This is a genomic window from Escherichia sp. XD33, assembly GCF_019375075.1.
In the GTDB taxonomy this organism is placed as follows: domain Bacteria; phylum Pseudomonadota; class Gammaproteobacteria; order Enterobacterales; family Enterobacteriaceae; genus Enterobacter; species Enterobacter flexneri_A.
Map to the genome: position 1 here is coordinate 43,080 of NZ_JAENDM010000005.1, position 20,176 is coordinate 63,255.

Sequence of the window (20,176 nt, forward strand, 5' to 3'; positions counted from 1 at the left end):
GCATGAAAGCAGCGGCGAAAACGCAGAAACCAAAACGTCAGGAAGAACATGCCAACTTTATCAGTTGGCGTTTTGCGTTGTTATGCGGCTGTATTCTCCTGGCGCTGGCTTTTCTGCTCGGACGCGTAGCGTGGTTACAAGTTATCTCCCCGGATATGCTGGTGAAAGAGGGCGACATGCGTTCTCTTCGCGTTCAGCAAGTTTCCACCTCCCGCGGCATGATTACTGACCGTTCTGGTCGCCCGTTAGCGGTGAGCGTGCCGGTAAAAGCGATTTGGGCTGACCCGAAAGAAGTGCATGACGCTGGCGGTATCCGCGTCGGTGACCGCTGGAAGGCGCTGGCTAACGCGCTCAATATTCCGCTGGATCAGCTTTCAGCCCGCATTAACGCCAACCCGAAAGGGCGCTTTATTTATCTGGCGCGTCAGGTGAACCCTGACATGGCGGACTACATCAAAAAACTGAAACTGCCGGGGATTCATCTGCGTGAAGAGTCTCGCCGTTACTATCCGTCCGGCGAAGTGACTGCTCACCTCATCGGCTTTACTAACGTCGATAGTCAAGGGATTGAGGGCGTTGAGAAGAGTTTCGATAAATGGCTTACCGGGCAGCCGGGTGAGCGCATTGTGCGTAAAGACCGCTATGGTCGCGTAATTGAAGATATTTCTTCTACTGACAGCCAGGCAGCGCACAACCTGGCGCTGAGTATTGATGAACGCCTGCAGGCGCTGGTTTATCGCGAACTGAACAACGCGGTGGCCTTTAACAAGGCTGAATCTGGTAGCGCCGTGCTGGTGGATGTCAACACCGGTGAAGTGCTGGCGATGGCTAACAGCCCGTCATACAACCCTAACAATCTGAGCGGCACGCCGAAAGAGGCGATGCGTAACCGTACCATCACCGACGTGTTTGAACCGGGCTCAACGGTTAAACCGATGGTGGTAATGACCGCGTTGCAACGTGGCGTGGTGCGGGAAAACTCGGTACTCAATACCATTCCTTATCGAATTAACGGCCACGAAATCAAAGACGTGGCACGCTACAGCGAATTAACCCTGACCGGGGTATTACAGAAGTCGAGTAACGTCGGTGTTTCCAAGCTGGCGTTAGCGATGCCGTCCTCAGCGTTAGTAGATACTTACTCACGTTTTGGACTGGGAAAAGCGACCAATTTGGGGTTGGTCGGAGAACGCAGTGGCTTATATCCTCAAAAACAACGGTGGTCTGACATAGAGAGGGCCACCTTCTCTTTCGGCTACGGGCTAATGGTAACACCGTTACAGTTAGCGCGAGTCTACGCAACTATCGGCAGCTACGGCATTTATCGCCCACTGTCGATTACCAAAGTTGACCCCCCGGTTCCCGGTGAACGTGTCTTCCCGGAATCCATTGTCCGCACTGTGGTGCATATGATGGAAAGCGTGGCGCTACCAGGCGGCGGCGGCGTGAAGGCGGCGATTAAAGGCTATCGTATCGCCATTAAAACCGGTACCGCGAAAAAGGTCGGGCCGGACGGTCGCTACATCAATAAATATATTGCTTATACCGCAGGCGTTGCGCCTGCGAGTCAGCCGCGCTTCGCGCTGGTTGTTGTTATCAACGATCCGCAGGCGGGTAAATACTACGGCGGCGCCGTTTCCGCGCCGGTCTTTGGTGCCATCATGGGCGGCGTATTGCGTACCATGAACATCGAGCCGGATGCGCTGACAACGGGCGATAAAAATGAATTTGTGATTAATCAAGGCGAGGGGACAGGTGGCAGATCGTAATTTGCGCGACCTTCTTGCTCCGTGGGTGCCAGACGCACCTTCGCGAGCACTGCGAGAGATGACACTCGACAGCCGTGTGGCTGCGGCGGGCGATCTCTTTGTAGCTGTAGTAGGTCATCAGGCGGACGGGCGTCGATATATCCCGCAGGCGATAGCGCAAGGTGTGGCTGCCATTATTGCAGAGGCGAAAGATGAGGCGACCGATGGTGAAATCCGTGAAATGCACGGCGTACCGGTCATCTATCTCAGCCAGCTCAACGAGCGTTTATCTGCACTGGCGGGCCGCTTTTACCATGAACCCTCTGACAATTTACGTCTCGTGGGCGTAACGGGCACCAACGGCAAAACCACGACTACCCAGCTGTTGGCGCAGTGGAGCCAACTGCTTGGCGAAACCAGCGCGGTAATGGGCACCGTTGGTAACGGCCTGCTGGGGAAAGTGATCCCGACAGAAAATACAACCGGTTCGGCAGTCGATGTTCAGCATGAGCTGGCGGGGCTGGTGGATCAGGGCGCGACGTTTTGCGCAATGGAAGTTTCCTCCCACGGGCTGGTACAGCACCGTGTGGCGGCATTGAAATTTGCGGCGTCGGTCTTTACCAACTTAAGCCGCGATCACCTTGATTATCATGGTGATATGGAACACTACGAAGCCGCGAAATGGCTGCTTTATTCTGAGCATCATTGCGGTCAGGCGATTATTAACGCCGACGATGAAGTGGGCCGCCGCTGGCTGGCAAAACTGCCGGACGCGGTTGCGGTATCAATGGAAGATCATATTAATCCGAACTGTCACGGACGCTGGTTGAAAGCGACCGAAGTGAACTATCACGACAGCGGTGCGACGATTCGCTTTAGCTCAAGTTGGGGCGATGGCGAAATTGAAAGCCATCTGATGGGCGCTTTTAACGTCAGCAACCTGCTGCTCGCGCTGGCGACACTGTTGGCACTCGGCTATCCACTGGCTGATCTGCTGAAAACCGCCGCGCGTCTGCAACCGGTTTGCGGACGTATGGAAGTGTTCACTGCGCCAGGCAAACCGACGGTGGTGGTGGATTACGCGCATACGCCGGATGCACTGGAAAAAGCCTTACAGGCGGCGCGTCTGCACTGTGCGGGCAAGCTGTGGTGTGTCTTTGGCTGTGGTGGCGATCGCGATAAAGGTAAGCGTCCACTGATGGGCGCAATTGCCGAAGAGTTTGCTGACGTGGCGGTGGTGACGGACGATAACCCGCGTACCGAAGAACCGCGTGCCATCATCAACGATATTCTGGCGGGAATGTTAGATGCCGGACATGCCAAAGTGATGGAAGGCCGTGCTGAAGCGGTGACTTGCGCCGTTATGCAGGCTAAAGAGAATGATGTGGTACTGGTCGCGGGCAAAGGCCATGAAGATTACCAGATTGTTGGCAATCAGCGTCTGGACTACTCCGATCGCGTCACGGTGGCGCGTCTGCTGGGGGTGATTGCATGATTAGCGTAACCCTTAGCCAACTTACCGACATTCTCAACGGTGAACTGCAAGGTGCAGATATCACCCTTGATGCTGTAACCACTGATACCCGAAAACTGACGCCGGGCTGCCTGTTTGTTGCCCTGAAAGGCGAACGTTTTGATGCCCACGATTTTGCCGACCAGGCGAAAGCTGGCGGCGCAGGCGCACTACTGGTTAGCCGTCCGCTGGACATCGACCTGCCGCAGTTAATCGTCAAGGATACGCGTCTGGCGTTTGGTGAACTGGCTGCATGGGTTCGCCAGCAAGTTCCGGCGCGCGTGGTTGCTCTGACGGGGTCCTCCGGCAAAACCTCCGTTAAAGAGATGACGGCGGCGATTTTAAGCCAGTGCGGCAACACGCTTTATACGGCAGGCAATCTCAACAACGACATCGGTGTACCGATGACGCTGTTGCGCTTAACGCCGGAATACGATTACGCAGTTATTGAACTTGGCGCGAACCATCAGGGCGAAATAGCCTGGACTGTGAGTCTGACTCGCCCGGAAGCTGCGCTGGTCAACAACCTGGCAGCGGCGCATCTGGAAGGTTTTGGCTCGCTTGCGGGTGTCGCGAAAGCGAAAGGTGAAATCTTTAGCGGCCTGCCGAAAAACGGTATCGCCATTATGAACGCCGACAACAACGACTGGCTGAACTGGCAGAGCGTAATTGGCTCACGCAAAGTGTGGCGTTTCTCACCCAATGCCGCCAACAGCGATTTCACCGCCACCAATATCCATGTGACCTCGCACGGTACGGAATTTACCCTACAAACCCCAACCGGTAGCGTCGATGTTCTGCTGCCGTTGCCGGGGCGTCACAATATTGCGAATGCGCTGGCAGCCGCTGCGCTCTCCATGTCCGTGGGCGCAACGCTTGATGCTATCAAAGCGGGGCTGGCAAATCTGAAAGCTGTTCCAGGCCGTCTGTTCCCCATCCAACTGGCAGAAAACCAGTTGCTGCTCGACGACTCCTACAACGCCAATGTCGGTTCAATGACTGCAGCAGTCCAGGTACTGGCTGAAATGCCGGGCTACCGCGTGCTGGTGGTGGGCGATATGGCGGAACTGGGCGCTGAAAGCGAAGCCTGCCATGTACAGGTGGGCGAGGCGGCAAAAGCTGCTGGTATTGACCGCGTGTTAAGCGTGGGTAAACAAAGCCATGCTATCAGCACCGCCAGCGGCGTTGGCGAACATTTTGCTGATAAAACTGCGTTAATTACGCGTCTTAAATCACTGATTGCTGAGCAACAGGTAATTACGATTTTAGTTAAGGGTTCACGTAGTGCCGCCATGGAAGAGGTAGTACGCGCTTTACAGGAGAATGGGACATGTTAGTTTGGCTGGCCGAACATTTGGTCAAATATTATTCCGGCTTTAACGTCTTTTCCTATCTGACGTTTCGCGCCATCGTCAGCCTGCTGACCGCGCTGTTCATCTCATTGTGGATGGGCCCGCGTATGATTGCTCATTTGCAAAAACTTTCCTTTGGTCAGGTGGTGCGTAACGACGGTCCTGAATCACACTTCAGCAAGCGCGGTACGCCGACCATGGGCGGGATTATGATCCTGACGGCGATTGTGATCTCCGTACTGCTGTGGGCTTACCCGTCCAATCCGTACGTCTGGTGCGTGTTGGTGGTGCTGGTAGGTTACGGTGTTATTGGCTTTGTTGATGATTATCGCAAAGTGGTGCGTAAAGACACCAAAGGGTTGATCGCTCGTTGGAAGTATTTCTGGATGTCGGTCATTGCGCTGGGTGTCGCCTTCGCCCTGTACCTTGCCGGCAAAGACACGCCCGCAACGCAGCTGGTGGTCCCATTCTTTAAAGATGTGATGCCGCAGCTGGGGCTGTTCTACATTCTGCTGGCTTACTTCGTCATTGTGGGTACTGGCAACGCGGTAAACCTGACCGATGGTCTCGACGGCCTGGCAATTATGCCGACCGTATTTGTCGCCGGTGGTTTTGCGCTGGTGGCGTGGGCGACCGGCAATATGAACTTTGCCAGCTACTTGCATATACCGTATCTGCGACACGCCGGGGAACTGGTTATTGTCTGTACCGCGATAGTCGGGGCAGGACTGGGCTTCCTGTGGTTTAACACCTATCCGGCGCAGGTCTTTATGGGCGATGTAGGTTCGCTGGCGTTAGGTGGTGCGTTAGGCATTATCGCCGTACTGCTACGTCAGGAATTCCTGCTGGTGATTATGGGGGGCGTGTTCGTGGTAGAAACGCTTTCTGTCATCCTGCAGGTCGGCTCCTTTAAACTGCGCGGACAACGTATTTTCCGCATGGCACCGATTCATCACCACTATGAACTGAAAGGCTGGCCGGAACCGCGCGTCATTGTGCGTTTCTGGATTATTTCGCTGATGCTGGTTCTGATTGGTCTGGCAACGCTGAAGGTACGTTAATCATGGCTGATTATCAGGGTAAAAATGTCGTCATTATCGGCCTGGGCCTCACCGGGCTTTCCTGCGTGGACTTTTTCCTCGCTCGCGGTGTGACGCCGCGCGTTATGGATACGCGTATGACACCGCCTGGCCTGGATAAATTACCCGAAGCCGTAGAACGCCACACGGGCAGTCTGAATGATGAATGGCTGATGGCGGCAGATCTGATTGTCGCCAGTCCCGGTATTGCACTGGCGCATCCATCCTTAAGCGCTGCCGCTGATGCCGGAATCGAAATCGTTGGCGATATCGAGCTGTTCTGTCGCGAAGCACAAGCACCGATTGTGGCGATTACCGGTTCTAACGGCAAAAGCACGGTCACCACGCTAGTGGGTGAAATGGCGAAAGCGGCGGGGGTTAACGTTGGTGTGGGTGGCAATATTGGCCTGCCTGCGTTGATGCTACTGGATGATGAGTGTGAACTGTACGTGCTGGAACTGTCGAGCTTCCAGCTGGAAACCACCTCCAGCTTACAGGCGGTAGCAGCGACCATTCTGAACGTGACTGAAGATCATATGGATCGCTATCCGTTTGGTTTACAACAGTATCGTGCAGCAAAACTGCGCATTTACGAAAACGCGAAAGTTTGCGTGGTTAATGCTGATGATGCCTTAACAATGCCGATTCGCGGTGCGGATGAACGCTGCGTCAGCTTTGGCGTCAACATGGGTGACTATCACCTGAATCATCAGCAGGGCGAAACCTGGCTGCGGGTTAAAGGCGAGAAAGTGCTGAATGTGAAAGAGATGAAACTTTCCGGGCAGCATAACTACACCAATGCGCTGGCGGCGCTGGCGCTGGCAGATGCTGCAGGGTTACCGCGTGCCAGCAGCCTGAAAGCGTTAACCACATTCACTGGTCTGCCGCATCGCTTTGAAGTTGTGCTGGAGCATAACGGCGTACGTTGGATTAACGATTCGAAAGCGACCAACGTCGGCAGTACGGAAGCGGCGCTGAATGGCCTGCACGTAGACGGCACACTGCATTTGTTGCTGGGTGGCGATGGTAAATCGGCGGACTTTAGCCCACTGGCGCGTTACCTGAATGGCGATAACGTACGTCTGTATTGTTTCGGTCGTGACGGCGCGCAGCTGGCGGCGCTACGCCCGGAAGTGGCAGAACAAACCGAAACTATGGAACAGGCGATGCGCTTGCTGGCTCCGCGTGTTCAGCCGGGCGATATGGTTCTGCTCTCCCCAGCCTGTGCCAGCCTTGATCAGTTCAAGAACTTTGAACAACGAGGCAATGAGTTTGCCCGTCTGGCGAAGGAGTTAGGTTGATGCGTTTATCTCTCCCTCGCCTGAAAATGCCGCGCCTGCCAGGATTCAGTATCCTGGTCTGGATCTCCACGGCGCTAAAGGGCTGGGTGATGGGCTCGCGGGAAAAAGATACCGACAGCCTGATCATGTACGATCGCACCTTACTGTGGCTGACCTTCGGCCTCGCGGCGATTGGCTTTATCATGGTGACCTCGGCGTCAATGCCCATAGGGCAACGCTTAACCAACGATCCGTTCTTCTTCGCAAAGCGTGATGGTGTCTATCTGATTTTGGCGTTTATTCTGGCGATCATTACGCTGCGTCTGCCGATGGAGTTCTGGCAACGCTACAGTGCCACGATGCTGCTCGGATCTATCATCCTGCTGATGATCGTCCTGGTAGTGGGTAGCTCGGTTAAAGGGGCATCGCGTTGGATCGATCTCGGTTTGCTGCGTATCCAGCCTGCGGAGCTGACAAAACTGTCGCTGTTTTGCTATATCGCCAACTATCTGGTGCGTAAAGGCGACGAAGTACGTAATAACCTGCGCGGCTTCCTGAAACCGATGGGCGTGATTCTGGTGTTGGCAGTGTTACTGCTGGCACAGCCAGACCTTGGTACGGTGGTGGTGTTGTTTGTGACTACGCTGGCGATGTTGTTCCTGGCGGGAGCGAAATTGTGGCAGTTCATTGCCATTATCGGTATGGGCATTTCAGCGGTTGTGTTGCTGATACTCGCCGAACCGTACCGTATCCGCCGTGTTACCGCATTCTGGAACCCGTGGGAAGATCCCTTTGGCAGCGGCTATCAGTTAACGCAATCGCTGATGGCGTTTGGTCGCGGCGAACTTTGGGGGCAAGGTTTAGGTAACTCGGTACAAAAACTGGAGTATCTGCCGGAAGCGCACACTGACTTTATTTTCGCCATTATCGGCGAAGAACTGGGGTATGTCGGTGTGGTGCTGGCACTTTTAATGGTATTCTTCGTCGCTTTTCGCGCGATGTCGATTGGCCGCAAAGCATTAGAAATTGACCACCGTTTTTCCGGTTTTCTCGCCTGTTCTATTGGCATCTGGTTTAGCTTCCAGGCGCTGGTTAACGTAGGCGCGGCGGCGGGGATGTTACCGACCAAAGGTCTGACATTGCCGCTGATCAGTTACGGTGGTTCGAGCTTACTGATTATGTCGACAGCCATCATGATGCTGTTGCGTATTGATTATGAAACGCGTCTGGAGAAAGCGCAGGCGTTTGTACGAGGTTCACGATGAGTGGTCAAGGAAAGCGATTAATGGTGATGGCAGGCGGAACCGGTGGACATGTATTCCCGGGACTGGCGGTTGCGCACCATCTAATGGCTCAGGGTTGGCAAGTTCGCTGGCTGGGGACTGCCGACCGTATGGAAGCGGACTTAGTGCCAAAACATGGCATCGAAATTGATTTCATTCGTATCTCTGGTCTGCGTGGAAAAGGTATAAAAGCACTGATAGCTGCCCCGCTGCGTATCTTCAACGCCTGGCGTCAGGCGCGGGCGATTATGAAAGCGTACAAACCTGACGTGGTGCTCGGTATGGGAGGCTACGTGTCAGGTCCAGGTGGTCTGGCCGCGTGGTCGTTAGGCATTCCGGTTGTACTTCATGAACAAAACGGTATTGCGGGCTTAACCAATAAATGGCTGGCGAAGATTGCCACCAAAGTGATGCAGGCGTTTCCAGGTGCTTTCCCTAATGCGGAAGTAGTGGGTAACCCGGTGCGTACCGATGTGTTGGCGCTGCCGTTGCCGCAGCAACGTTTGGCTGGACGTGAAGGTCCGGTTCGTGTGCTGGTAGTGGGTGGTTCTCAGGGCGCACGCATTCTTAACCAGACAATGCCGCAGGTTGCTGCGAAACTGGGTGATTCAGTCACTATCTGGCATCAGAGCGGCAAAGGTTCGCAACAATCCGTTGAACAGGCGTATGCCGAAGCGGGGCAACCGCAGCATAAAGTGACGGAATTTATTGATGATATGGCGGCGGCGTATGCGTGGGCGGATGTCGTCGTTTGCCGCTCCGGTGCGTTAACGGTGAGTGAAATCGCCGCGGCAGGACTACCGGCGTTGTTTGTGCCGTTTCAACATAAAGACCGCCAGCAATACTGGAATGCGCTACCGCTGGAAAAAGCGGGCGCAGCCAAAATTATCGAGCAGCCACAGCTTAGCGTGGATGCTGTCGCCAACACCCTGGCCGGGTGGTCGCGAGAAACCTTATTAACCATGGCAGAACGCGCCCGCGCTGCATCCATTCCGGATGCCACCGAGCGAGTGGCAAATGAAGTGAGCCGGGTTGCCCGGGCGTAATTGTAGCGATGCCTTTTGCATCGTATGAATTTAAGAAGTTAATGGCGTAAAGAATGAATACACAACAATTGGCAAAACTGCGTTCCATCGTGCCCGAAATGCGTCGCGTTCGGCACATACATTTTGTCGGCATTGGTGGTGCCGGTATGGGCGGTATTGCCGAAGTTCTGGCCAATGAAGGTTATCAGATCAGTGGTTCCGATTTAGCGCCAAATCCGGTCACGCAGCAGTTAATGAATCTGGGTGCGACGATTTATTTCAACCATCGCCCGGAAAACGTACGTGATGCCAGCGTGGTCGTTGTTTCCAGCGCGATTTCTGCCGATAACCCGGAAATTGTCGCCGCTCATGAAGCGCGTATTCCGGTGATCCGTCGTGCCGAAATGCTGGCTGAGTTAATGCGTTTTCGTCATGGCATCGCCATTGCCGGAACGCACGGCAAAACGACAACCACCGCGATGGTTTCCAGCATCTACGCAGAAGCGGGGCTCGACCCAACCTTCGTTAACGGCGGGCTGGTAAAAGCGGCGGGGGTTCATGCGCGTTTGGGGCATGGTCGGTACCTGATTGCCGAAGCAGATGAGAGTGATGCATCGTTCCTGCATCTGCAACCGATGGTGGCGATTGTCACCAATATCGAAGCCGACCACATGGATACCTACCAGGGCGACTTTGAGAATTTAAAACAGACTTTTATTAATTTTCTGCACAACCTGCCGTTTTACGGTCGTGCGGTGATGTGTGTTGATGATCCGGTGATCCGCGAATTGTTACCGCGAGTGGGGCGTCAGACCACGACTTACGGCTTCAGCGAAGATGCCGACGTGCGTGTAGAAGATTATCAGCAGATTGGCCCGCAGGGGCACTTTACGCTGCTGCGCCAGGACAAAGAGCCGATGCGCGTCACCCTGAATGCGCCAGGTCGTCATAACGCGCTGAACGCCGCAGCTGCGGTTGCGGTTGCTACGGAAGAGGGCATTGACGACGAGGCTATTTTGCGGGCGCTTGAAAGCTTCCAGGGGACTGGTCGCCGTTTTGATTTCCTCGGTGAATTCCCGCTGGAGCCAGTGAATGGTAAAAGCGGTACGGCAATGCTGGTCGATGACTACGGCCACCACCCGACTGAAGTGGACGCCACCATTAAAGCGGCGCGCGCAGGCTGGCCGGATAAAAACCTGGTAATGCTGTTTCAGCCGCACCGTTTTACCCGTACGCGCGACCTGTATGATGATTTCGCCAATGTGCTGACGCAGGTTGATACCCTGTTGATGCTGGAAGTGTATCCGGCTGGCGAAGCGCCAATTCCGGGAGCGGACAGCCGTTCGCTGTGTCGCACAATTCGTGGACGTGGGAAAATTGATCCCATTCTGGTGCCGGATCCGGCGCGGGTAGCCGAGATGCTGGCACCGGTATTAACCGGTAACGACCTGATTCTCGTTCAGGGGGCTGGTAATATTGGAAAAATTGCTCGTTCTTTAGCTGAAATCAAACTGAAGCCGCAAACTCCGGAGGAAGAACAACATGACTGATAAAATCGCGGTCCTGTTGGGTGGGACCTCCGCTGAGCGGGAAGTTTCTCTGAATTCTGGCGCAGCGGTGTTAGCCGGACTGCGTGAAGGCGGTATTGACGCGTATCCTGTCGACCCGAAAGAAGTCGACGTGACGCAACTGAAGTCGATGGGCTTTCAGAAAGTGTTTATCGCGCTACACGGTCGCGGCGGTGAAGATGGTACGCTGCAGGGGATGCTCGAGCTGATGGGCTTGCCTTATACCGGAAGCGGAGTGATGGCATCTGCGCTTTCAATGGATAAACTACGCAGCAAACTTCTATGGCAAGGTGCCGGTTTACCGGTCGCGCCGTGGGTAGCGTTAACCCGCGCAGAGTTTGAAAAAGGCCTGAGCGATAAGCAGTTAGCAGAAATTTCTGCTCTGGGTTTGCCGGTTATCGTTAAGCCGAGCCGCGAAGGTTCCAGTGTGGGAATGTCAAAAGTAGTAGCAGAAAATGCTCTACAAGATGCATTAAGATTGGCATTTCAGCACGATGAAGAAGTATTGATTGAAAAATGGCTAAGTGGGCCGGAGTTCACGGTTGCGATACTCGGTGAAGAAATTTTACCGTCAATACGTATTCAACCGTCCGGAACCTTCTATGATTATGAGGCGAAGTATCTCTCTGATGAGACACAGTATTTCTGCCCCGCAGGTCTGGAAGCGTCACAAGAGGCCAATTTGCAGGCATTAGTGCTGAAAGCATGGACGACGTTAGGTTGCAAAGGATGGGGACGTATTGACGTTATGCTGGACAGCGATGGACAGTTTTATCTGCTGGAAGCCAATACCTCACCGGGTATGACCAGCCACAGCCTGGTGCCGATGGCGGCACGTCAGGCAGGTATGAGCTTCTCGCAGTTGGTAGTACGAATTCTGGAACTGGCGGACTAATATGTCGCAGGCTGCTCTGAACACGCGAAACAGCGAAGAAGAGGTTTCTTCTCGCCGCAATAATGGAACGCGTCTGGCGGGGATCCTTTTCCTGCTGACCGTTTTAACGACAGTGTTGGTGAGCGGCTGGGTCGTGTTGGGCTGGATGGAAGATGCGCAACGCCTGCCGCTCTCAAAGCTGGTGTTGACCGGTGAACGCCATTACACACGTAATGACGATATCCGGCAGTCGATCCTGGCATTGGGTGAGCCGGGTACCTTTATGACCCAGGATGTCAACATCATCCAGACGCAAATAGAACAACGCCTGCCGTGGATTAAGCAGGTGAGCGTCAGAAAGCAGTGGCCTGATGAATTGAAGATTCATCTGGTTGAATATGTGCCGATTGCGCGGTGGAATGATCAACATATGGTAGACGCGGAAGGAAATACCTTCAGCGTGCCGCCAGAACGCACCAGCAAGCAGGTGCTTCCAATGCTGTATGGCCCGGAAGGCAGCGCCAATGAAGTGTTGCAGGGCTATCGCGAAATGGGGCAGATGCTGGCAAAGGACAGATTTACTCTGAAGGAAGCGGCGATGACCGCGCGGCGTTCCTGGCAGTTGACGCTGAATAACGATATTAAGCTCAATCTTGGCCGGGGCGATACGATGAAACGTTTGGCTCGCTTTGTAGAACTTTATCCGGTTTTACAGCAGCAGGCGCAAACCGATGGCAAACGGATTAGCTACGTTGATTTGCGTTATGACTCTGGAGCGGCAGTAGGCTGGGCGCCCTTGCCGCCAGAGGAATCTACTCAGCAACAAAATCAGGCACAGGCAGAACAACAATGATCAAGGCGACGGACAGAAAACTGGTAGTAGGACTGGAGATTGGTACCGCGAAGGTTGCCGCTTTAGTAGGGGAAGTTCTGCCCGACGGTATGGTCAATATCATTGGCGTGGGCAGCTGCCCGTCGCGTGGTATGGATAAAGGCGGGGTGAACGACCTCGAATCCGTGGTCAAGTGCGTACAACGCGCCATTGACCAGGCAGAATTGATGGCAGATTGTCAGATCTCTTCGGTATATCTGGCGCTTTCTGGTAAGCACATCAGCTGCCAGAATGAAATTGGTATGGTGCCTATTTCTGAAGAAGAAGTGACGCAAGAAGATGTGGAAAACGTCGTCCATACCGCGAAATCGGTGCGTGTGCGCGATGAGCATCGTGTGCTGCATGTGATCCCGCAAGAGTATGCGATTGACTATCAGGAAGGGATCAAGAATCCGGTAGGACTTTCGGGCGTGCGGATGCAGGCAAAAGTGCACCTGATCACATGTCACAACGATATGGCGAAAAACATCGTCAAAGCGGTTGAACGTTGTGGGCTGAAAGTTGACCAACTGATATTTGCCGGACTGGCATCAAGTTATTCGGTATTGACGGAAGATGAACGTGAACTGGGTGTCTGCGTCGTCGATATCGGTGGTGGTACAATGGATATCGCCGTTTATACCGGTGGGGCATTGCGCCACACTAAGGTAATTCCTTATGCTGGCAATGTCGTGACCAGTGATATCGCTTACGCCTTTGGCACGCCGCCAAGCGACGCCGAAGCGATTAAAGTTCGCCACGGTTGTGCGCTGGGTTCCATCGTTGGAAAAGATGAGAGCGTGGAAGTGCCGAGCGTAGGTGGTCGTCCGCCGCGGAGTCTGCAACGTCAGACCCTGGCAGAGGTGATCGAGCCGCGCTATACCGAGCTGCTCAACCTGGTCAACGAAGAGATATTGCAGTTGCAGGAAAAGCTTCGCCAACAAGGGGTTAAACATCACCTGGCGGCAGGCATTGTATTAACCGGTGGCGCAGCGCAGATCGAAGGTCTTGCAGCCTGTGCTCAGCGCGTGTTTCATACGCAAGTGCGTATCGGCGCGCCGCTGAACATTACCGGTTTAACGGATTATGCTCAGGAGCCGTATTATTCGACGGCGGTGGGATTGCTTCACTATGGGAAAGAGTCACATCTTAACGGTGAAGCTGAAGTAGAAAAACGTGTTACAGCATCAGTTGGCTCGTGGATCAAGCGACTCAATAGTTGGCTGCGAAAAGAGTTTTAATTTTTATGAGGCCGACGATGATTACGGCCTCAGGCGACAGGCACAAATCGGAGAGAAACTATGTTTGAACCAATGGAACTTACCAATGACGCGGTGATTAAAGTCATCGGCGTCGGCGGCGGCGGCGGTAATGCTGTTGAACACATGGTGCGTGAGCGCATTGAAGGTGTTGAATTCTTCGCGGTAAATACCGATGCACAAGCGCTGCGTAAAACAGCGGTTGGACAGACGATTCAAATCGGTAGCGGTATCACCAAAGGACTGGGCGCTGGCGCTAATCCAGAAGTTGGCCGCAATGCGGCTGATGAGGATCGCGATGCATTGCGTGCGGCGCTGGAAGGTGCAGACATGGTCTTTATTGCTGCGGGTATGGGTGGTGGTACCGGTACAGGTGCAGCACCAGTCGTCGCTGAAGTGGCAAAAGATTTGGGTATCCTGACCGTTGCTGTCGTCACTAAGCCTTTCAACTTTGAAGGCAAGAAGCGTATGGCATTCGCGGAGCAGGGGATCACTGAACTGTCCAAGCATGTGGACTCTCTGATCACTATCCCGAACGACAAACTGCTGAAAGTTCTGGGCCGCGGTATCTCCCTGCTGGATGCGTTTGGCGCAGCGAACGATGTACTGAAAGGCGCTGTGCAAGGTATCGCTGAACTGATTACTCGTCCGGGTTTGATGAACGTGGACTTTGCAGACGTACGCACCGTAATGTCTGAAATGGGCTACGCAATGATGGGTTCTGGCGTGGCGAGCGGTGAAGACCGTGCGGAAGAAGCTGCTGAAATGGCTATCTCTTCTCCGCTGCTGGAAGATATCGACCTGTCTGGCGCACGCGGCGTGCTGGTTAACATCACAGCGGGCTTCGACCTGCGTCTGGATGAGTTCGAAACGGTAGGTAACACCATCCGTGCATTTGCTTCCGACAACGCGACCGTGGTTATCGGTACTTCTCTTGACCCGGATATGAATGACGAGCTGCGCGTAACTGTTGTTGCGACAGGTATCGGCATGGACAAACGTCCTGAAATCACTCTGGTGACCAATAAGCAGGTTCAGCAGCCAGTGATGGATCGCTACCAGCAGCACGGGATGGCTCCGCTGACCCAGGAGCAGAAGCCGATTGCTAAAGTCGTGAATGACAATGCGCCGCAAACTGCGAAAGAGCCGGATTATCTGGATATTCCAGCATTCCTGCGTAAGCAAGCTGATTAAGAATTGACTGGAATTTGGGTTTCGAGGCTCTTTGTGCTAAACTGGCCCGCCGAATGTATAGTACACTTCGGTTGGATAGGTAATTTGGCGAGATAATACGATGATCAAACAAAGGACACTTAAACGTATCGTTCAGGCGACGGGTGTCGGTTTACATACCGGCAAGAAAGTCACCCTGACGTTACGCCCTGCGCCGGCCAACACCGGGGTCATCTATCGTCGCACCGACTTGAATCCACCGGTAGATTTCCCGGCCGATGCCAAATCTGTGCGTGATACCATGCTCTGTACGTGTCTGGTCAACGAGCATGATGTACGGATTTCAACCGTAGAGCACCTCAATGCTGCTCTCGCGGGCCTGGGCATCGATAACATTGTTATCGAAGTTAACGCGCCGGAAATCCCGATCATGGACGGCAGCGCCGCTCCGTTTGTATACCTGCTGCTTGACGCCGGTATCGACGAGTTGAACTGCGCCAAAAAATTTGTTCGCATCAAAGAGACTGTTCGTGTCGAAGATGGCGATAAGTGGGCTGAATTTAAGCCGTACAATGGTTTTTCGCTGGATTTCACCATCGATTTTAACCATCCGGCTATTGATTCCAGCAACCAGCGCTATGCGATGAACTTCTCCGCTGATGCGTTTATGCGCCAGATCAGCCGTGCGCGTACGTTCGGTTTCATGCGTGATATCGAATATCTGCAGTCCCGTGGTTTGTGCCTGGGCGGCAGCTTCGATTGTGCCATCGTTGTTGACGATTATCGCGTACTGAACGAAGACGGCCTGCGTTTTGAAGACGAATTTGTGCGTCACAAAATGCTCGATGCGATCGGTGACTTGTTCATGTGTGGTCACAATATTATTGGTGCATTTACCGCTTATAAATCCGGTCATGCACTGAATAACAAACTGCTGCAGGCTGTCCTGGCGAAACAGGAAGCCTGGGAATATGTGACCTTCCAGGACGACGCAGAACTGCCGTTGGCCTTCAAAGCGCCTTCAGCTGTACTGGCATAACGACATTTATACTGTCGTATAAAATTCGACTGGCAAATCTGGCACTCTCTCCGGCCAGGTGAACCAGTCGTTTTTTTTTGAATTTTATAAGAGCTATAAAAAACGGTGCGAACGCTGTTTTCTTAAGCACTTTTACGGACAACTTATCTTCATTCGTGCTGTGGACTTCAGGCTTTAATGATAAGATTTGTGCGCTAAATACGTTTGAATACGATCGGGATGGCAATAACGTGAGTGGAATACTGACGCGCTGGCGACAGTTTGGTAAACGCTACTTCTGGCCGCATCTCTTATTAGGGATGGTTGCGGCGAGTTTAGGTTTGCCTGCGCTCAGCAACGCCGCCGAACCAAACGCGCCCGCAAAAGCGACAACCCGCAACCACGAGCCTTCAGCCAAAGTTAACTTTGGTCAATTGGCCTTGCTGGAAGCGAACACGCGCCGCCCGAATTCGAACTATTCCGTTGATTACTGGCATCAACATGCCATTCGCACGGTAATCCGTCATCTTTCCTTCGCAATGGCACCGCAAACGCTGCCCGTTGCTGAAGAATCCTTGCCTCTTCAGGCGCAACATCTTGCATTACTGGATACGCTCAGCGCGCTGCTGACCCAGGAAGGCACGCCGTCTGAAAAGGGTTATCGCATTGATTATGCGCATTTTACCCCACAAGCAAAATTCAGCACGCCCGTCTGGATAAGCCAGGCGCAAGGCATCCGTGCTGGCCCTCAACGCCTCAGCTAACAACAATAAACCTTTACTTCATTTTATTAACTCCGCAACGCGGGGCGTTTGAGATTTTATTATGCTAATCAAATTATTAACTAAAGTTTTCGGTAGTCGTAACGATCGCACCCTGCGCCGGATGCGCAAAGTGGTCAACATCATCAATGCCATGGAACCGGAGATGGAAAAACTCTCCGACGAAGAACTGAAAGGGAAAACCGCAGAGTTTCGTGCACGTCTGGAAAAAGGCGAAGTGCTGGAAAATCTGATCCCGGAAGCTTTCGCCGTGGTACGTGAGGCAAGTAAGCGCGTCTTTGGTATGCGTCACTTCGACGTTCAGTTACTCGGCGGTATGGTTCTTAACGAACGCTGCATCGCCGAAATGCGTACCGGTGAAGGTAAAACCCTGACCGCAACGCTGCCTGCTTACCTGAACGCACTAATCGGTAAAGGCGTGCACGTAGTTACCGTCAACGACTACCTGGCGCAACGTGACGCCGAAAACAACCGTCCGCTGTTTGAATTCCTTGGCCTGACTGTCGGTATCAACCTGCCGGGCATGCCAGCACCGGCAAAGCGCGAAGCTTACGCAGCTGACATCACTTACGGTACGAACAACGAATACGGCTTTGACTACCTGCGCGACAACATGGCGTTCAGCCCTGAAGAACGTGTACAGCGTAAACTGCACTATGCGCTGGTGGACGAAGTGGACTCCATCCTGATCGATGAAGCGCGTACACCGCTGATCATTTCCGGCCCGGCAGAAGACAGCTCGGAAATGTATAAACGCGTGAATAAAATTATTCCGCACCTGATCCGTCAGGAAAAAGAAGACTCCGAAACCTTCCAGGGCGAAGGCCACTTCTCGGTGGACGAAAAATCTCGCCAGGTGAACCTGACCGAACGTGGTCTGGTGCTGATTGAAGAACTGCTGGTGAAAGAGGGCATCATGGATGAAGGGGAGTCTCTGTACTCTCCGGCCAACATCATGCTGATGCACCACGTAACGGCGGCGCTGCGCGCTCATGCGCTGTTTACCCGTGACGTCGACTACATCGTTAAAGATGGTGAAGTTATCATCGTTGACGAACACACCGGTCGTACCATGCAGGGCCGTCGCTGGTCCGATGGTCTGCACCAGGCTGTGGAAGCGAAAGAAGGTGTGCAGATCCAGAACGAAAACCAAACGCTGGCTTCGATCACCTTCCAGAACTACTTCCGTCTGTATGAAAAACTGGCGGGGATGACCGGTACTGCTGATACCGAAGCTTTCGAATTTAGCTCCATCTACAAACTGGATACCGTCGTTGTTCCGACCAACCGTCCAATGATTCGTAAAGATCTGCCGGACCTGGTCTACATGACTGAAGCGGAAAAAATTCAGGCGATCATTGAAGATATCAAAGAACGTACTGCGAAAGGCCAGCCGGTGCTGGTGGGTACTATCTCCATCGAAAAATCGGAGCTGGTGTCAAACGAACTGACCAAAGCCGGTATTAAGCACAATGTCCTGAACGCCAAATTCCACGCCAACGAAGCGGCGATTGTTGCTCAGGCAGGTTATCCGGCTGCGGTGACTATCGCGACCAACATGGCGGGTCGTGGTACAGATATTGTGCTCGGTGGTAGCTGGCAGGCAGAAGTTGCCGCGCTGGAAAATCCGACCGCAGAGCAAATTGAAAAAATTAAAGCCGACTGGCAGGTACGTCACGATGCGGTACTGGCAGCAGGTGGCCTGCATATCATCGGTACCGAGCGTCACGAATCCCGTCGTATCGATAACCAGTTGCGCGGTCGTTCTGGTCGTCAGGGGGATGCTGGTTCTTCCCGTTTCTACCTGTCGATGGAAGATGCGCTGATGCGTATTTTTGCTTCCGACCGAGTATCCGGCATGATGCGTAAACTGGGTATGAAGCCAGGCGAAGCCATTGAACACCCGTGGGTGACCAAAGCGATTGCCAACGCCCAGCGTAAAGTTGAAAGTCGTAACTTCGACATTCGTAAGCAACTGCTGGAATATGATGACGTGGCTAACGATCAGCGTCGCGCCATTTACTCCCAGCGTAACGAACTGCTGGATGTCAGCGATGTGAGCGAAACCATCAACAGCATTCGTGAAGATGTGTTCAAAGCCACCATTGATGCCTACATTCCGCCGCAGTCGCTGGAAGAAATGTGGGATATTCCGGGGCTGCAGGAACGTCTGAAGAACGATTTCGACCTCGATTTACCAATTGCTGAGTGGCTGGATAAAGAACCCGAACTGCATGAAGAGACGCTGCGTGAGCGCATTCTGGCGCAGTCCATCGAAGTGTATCAGCGTAAAGAAGAAGTGGTTGGTGCAGAGATGATGCGTCACTTCGAGAAAGGCGTCATGCTGCAAACGCTTGACTCCCTGTGGAAAGAGCACCTGGCAGCGATGGACTATCTGCGTCAGGGTATCCACCTGCGAGGCTATGCACAGAAAGATCCGAAGCAGGAATACAAACGTGAATCGTTCTCCATGTTTGCAGCGATGCTGGAGTCGTTGAAATATGAAGTTATCAGTACGCTGAGCAAAGTTCAGGTACGTATGCCTGAAGAGGTTGAGGAGCTGGAACAACAGCGTCGTATGGAAGCCGAGCGTTTAGCGCAAATGCAGCAGCTTAGCCATCAGGATGACGACTCTGCAGCCGCAGCTGCACTGGCGGCGCAAACCGGTGAACGCAAAGTAGGACGTAACGATCCTTGCCCGTGCGGTTCTGGTAAAAAATACAAGCAGTGCCATGGTCGCCTGCAATAAAAGCTAACAGTTGAAGTAAAAGGCGCAGGATTCTGCGCCTTTTTTATAGGTTTAAGACAATGAAAAAGCTGCAAATTGCGGTAGGTATTATTCGCAACGAGAACAATGAAATCTTTATAACGCGTCGCGCAGCAGATGCGCACATGGCGAATAAACTGGAGTTTCCCGGCGGTAAAATTGAAATGGGTGAAACGCCGGAACAGGCGGTGGTGCGTGAACTTCAGGAAGAAGTCGGGATTACCCCACAACATTTTTCGCTATTTGAAAAACTGGAATATGAATTCCCGGACAGGCATATAACACTGTGGTTCTGGCTGGTCGAACGCTGGGAAGGGAAGCCGTGGGGTAAAGAAGGGCAACCCGGTGAGTGGATGGCGCTGGTCGATCTTAATGCCGATGATTTTCCGCCAGCCAATGAACCGGTAATTGCGAAGCTTAAACGTCTGTAGGTCAGATAAGGCGTTTTCGCCGCATCCGACATTCGCACACGATGCCTGATGCGACGCTGGCGCGTCTTATCAGGCCTACAGGGATTTCTAACTCATTGATAAATTTGTTTTTGTAGGTCGGATAAGGCGTTCACGCCGCATCCGACATTTGCA

16 protein-coding genes are annotated in these 20,176 nt (G+C 53.4%); all 16 read left to right on the forward strand.

The features are described 5' to 3' along the window. Positions 1-2 precede the first annotated feature (2 nt). The gene (gene ftsI / locus K0778_RS04895) at positions 3-1,769 is read left to right on the forward strand and encodes a peptidoglycan glycosyltransferase FtsI (RefSeq protein WP_063084625.1); all 1,767 of its coding nucleotides are present in this window, start codon (positions 3-5) and stop codon (positions 1,767-1,769) included. Then, a complete protein-coding gene (murE, locus tag K0778_RS04900; RefSeq protein ID WP_000785124.1) occupies positions 1,756-3,243 on the forward strand; it encodes a UDP-N-acetylmuramoyl-L-alanyl-D-glutamate--2,6-diaminopimelate ligase in 1,488 nt (495 codons plus the stop codon). Before ftsI ends, murE begins: the two co-directional genes overlap by 14 nt. After that, positions 3,240-4,598: a UDP-N-acetylmuramoyl-tripeptide--D-alanyl-D-alanine ligase gene (gene murF, locus K0778_RS04905; protein WP_000626699.1), complete on the forward strand. Its 1,359-nt coding sequence runs from the start codon at positions 3,240-3,242 to the stop codon at positions 4,596-4,598. The genes murE and murF overlap by 4 nt, the downstream gene beginning before the upstream one ends. Then, on the forward strand, positions 4,592-5,674 hold the full coding sequence (gene mraY, locus K0778_RS04910) for a phospho-N-acetylmuramoyl-pentapeptide-transferase (RefSeq protein WP_000964131.1): 1,083 nt from the start codon (positions 4,592-4,594) through the stop codon (positions 5,672-5,674). Before murF ends, mraY begins: the two co-directional genes overlap by 7 nt. Positions 5,675-5,676: 2 nt before the next feature. Next, positions 5,677-6,993, forward strand: coding sequence for a UDP-N-acetylmuramoyl-L-alanine--D-glutamate ligase (gene murD / locus K0778_RS04915; protein ID WP_000796481.1), 1,317 nt, complete (start codon positions 5,677-5,679; stop codon positions 6,991-6,993). After that, a complete protein-coding gene (ftsW, locus tag K0778_RS04920) occupies positions 6,993-8,237 on the forward strand; it encodes a cell division protein FtsW (protein ID WP_001295532.1) in 1,245 nt (414 codons plus the stop codon). Before murD ends, ftsW begins: the two co-directional genes overlap by 1 nt. After that, positions 8,234-9,301 (forward strand): undecaprenyldiphospho-muramoylpentapeptide beta-N-acetylglucosaminyltransferase, encoded by a 1,068-nt coding sequence (murG, locus tag K0778_RS04925; RefSeq protein WP_000016560.1) that lies wholly within the window; start codon positions 8,234-8,236, stop codon positions 9,299-9,301. Before ftsW ends, murG begins: the two co-directional genes overlap by 4 nt. Positions 9,302-9,354: 53 nt before the next feature. After that, the gene (gene murC / locus K0778_RS04930; RefSeq protein ID WP_001096049.1) at positions 9,355-10,830 is read left to right on the forward strand and encodes a UDP-N-acetylmuramate--L-alanine ligase; all 1,476 of its coding nucleotides are present in this window, start codon (positions 9,355-9,357) and stop codon (positions 10,828-10,830) included. Beyond that, positions 10,823-11,743 carry a D-alanine--D-alanine ligase gene (ddlB, locus tag K0778_RS04935; protein ID WP_000130056.1) on the forward strand — a complete coding sequence of 307 codons (921 nt, stop codon included), beginning with the start codon at positions 10,823-10,825 and terminating at the stop codon, positions 11,741-11,743. The genes murC and ddlB overlap by 8 nt, the downstream gene beginning before the upstream one ends. A 1-nt stretch (position 11,744) precedes the next feature. After that, positions 11,745-12,575 (forward strand): cell division protein FtsQ, encoded by an 831-nt coding sequence (gene ftsQ, locus K0778_RS04940; protein WP_000075748.1) that lies wholly within the window; start codon positions 11,745-11,747, stop codon positions 12,573-12,575. Further along, positions 12,572-13,834, forward strand: coding sequence for a cell division protein FtsA (gene ftsA / locus K0778_RS04945; protein WP_000588474.1), 1,263 nt, complete (start codon positions 12,572-12,574; stop codon positions 13,832-13,834). Before ftsQ ends, ftsA begins: the two co-directional genes overlap by 4 nt. Positions 13,835-13,894: 60 nt before the next feature. Beyond that, positions 13,895-15,046, forward strand: a complete 1,152-nt coding sequence (ftsZ, locus tag K0778_RS04950; protein ID WP_000462775.1) for a cell division protein FtsZ — start codon at positions 13,895-13,897, stop codon at positions 15,044-15,046. Between the two features lie 100 nt (positions 15,047-15,146). Then, positions 15,147-16,064: a UDP-3-O-acyl-N-acetylglucosamine deacetylase gene (gene lpxC / locus K0778_RS04955; RefSeq protein WP_000595482.1), complete on the forward strand. Its 918-nt coding sequence runs from the start codon at positions 15,147-15,149 to the stop codon at positions 16,062-16,064. A 230-nt stretch (positions 16,065-16,294) separates the two neighbouring features. Beyond that, a complete protein-coding gene (secM, locus tag K0778_RS04960; RefSeq protein ID WP_000014320.1) occupies positions 16,295-16,807 on the forward strand; it encodes a secA translation cis-regulator SecM in 513 nt (170 codons plus the stop codon). 61 nt (positions 16,808-16,868) lie between these two features. Then, complete coding sequence (gene secA / locus K0778_RS04965; RefSeq protein ID WP_153449061.1) at positions 16,869-19,574, forward strand: preprotein translocase subunit SecA; 2,706 nt, start codon at positions 16,869-16,871, stop codon at positions 19,572-19,574. A gap of 59 nt (positions 19,575-19,633) precedes the next feature. Next, entirely contained in the window at positions 19,634-20,023 is a 390-nt protein-coding gene (gene mutT, locus K0778_RS04970) for an 8-oxo-dGTP diphosphatase MutT (protein ID WP_000736009.1), read from the forward strand. Positions 20,024-20,176: the final 153 nt, after the last annotated feature.

Coding starts and splice junctions, on each gene's coding strand:
- ftsI (WP_063084625.1), top strand. CDS start 3: ATGAAAGCAGCGGCGAAAACGCAGAAACCAAAACGTCAGGAAGAACAT.
- murF (WP_000626699.1), top strand. CDS start 3,240: ATGATTAGCGTAACCCTTAGCCAACTTACCGACATTCTCAACGGTGAA.
- mraY (WP_000964131.1), top strand. CDS start 4,592: ATGTTAGTTTGGCTGGCCGAACATTTGGTCAAATATTATTCCGGCTTT.
- murD (WP_000796481.1), top strand. CDS start 5,677: ATGGCTGATTATCAGGGTAAAAATGTCGTCATTATCGGCCTGGGCCTC.
- ftsW (WP_001295532.1), top strand. CDS start 6,993: ATGCGTTTATCTCTCCCTCGCCTGAAAATGCCGCGCCTGCCAGGATTC.
- murG (WP_000016560.1), top strand. CDS start 8,234: ATGAGTGGTCAAGGAAAGCGATTAATGGTGATGGCAGGCGGAACCGGT.
- murC (WP_001096049.1), top strand. CDS start 9,355: ATGAATACACAACAATTGGCAAAACTGCGTTCCATCGTGCCCGAAATG.
- ddlB (WP_000130056.1), top strand. CDS start 10,823: ATGACTGATAAAATCGCGGTCCTGTTGGGTGGGACCTCCGCTGAGCGG.
- ftsQ (WP_000075748.1), top strand. CDS start 11,745: ATGTCGCAGGCTGCTCTGAACACGCGAAACAGCGAAGAAGAGGTTTCT.
- ftsA (WP_000588474.1), top strand. CDS start 12,572: ATGATCAAGGCGACGGACAGAAAACTGGTAGTAGGACTGGAGATTGGT.
- ftsZ (WP_000462775.1), top strand. CDS start 13,895: ATGTTTGAACCAATGGAACTTACCAATGACGCGGTGATTAAAGTCATC.
- lpxC (WP_000595482.1), top strand. CDS start 15,147: ATGATCAAACAAAGGACACTTAAACGTATCGTTCAGGCGACGGGTGTC.
- secA (WP_153449061.1), top strand. CDS start 16,869: ATGCTAATCAAATTATTAACTAAAGTTTTCGGTAGTCGTAACGATCGC.
- mutT (WP_000736009.1), top strand. CDS start 19,634: ATGAAAAAGCTGCAAATTGCGGTAGGTATTATTCGCAACGAGAACAAT.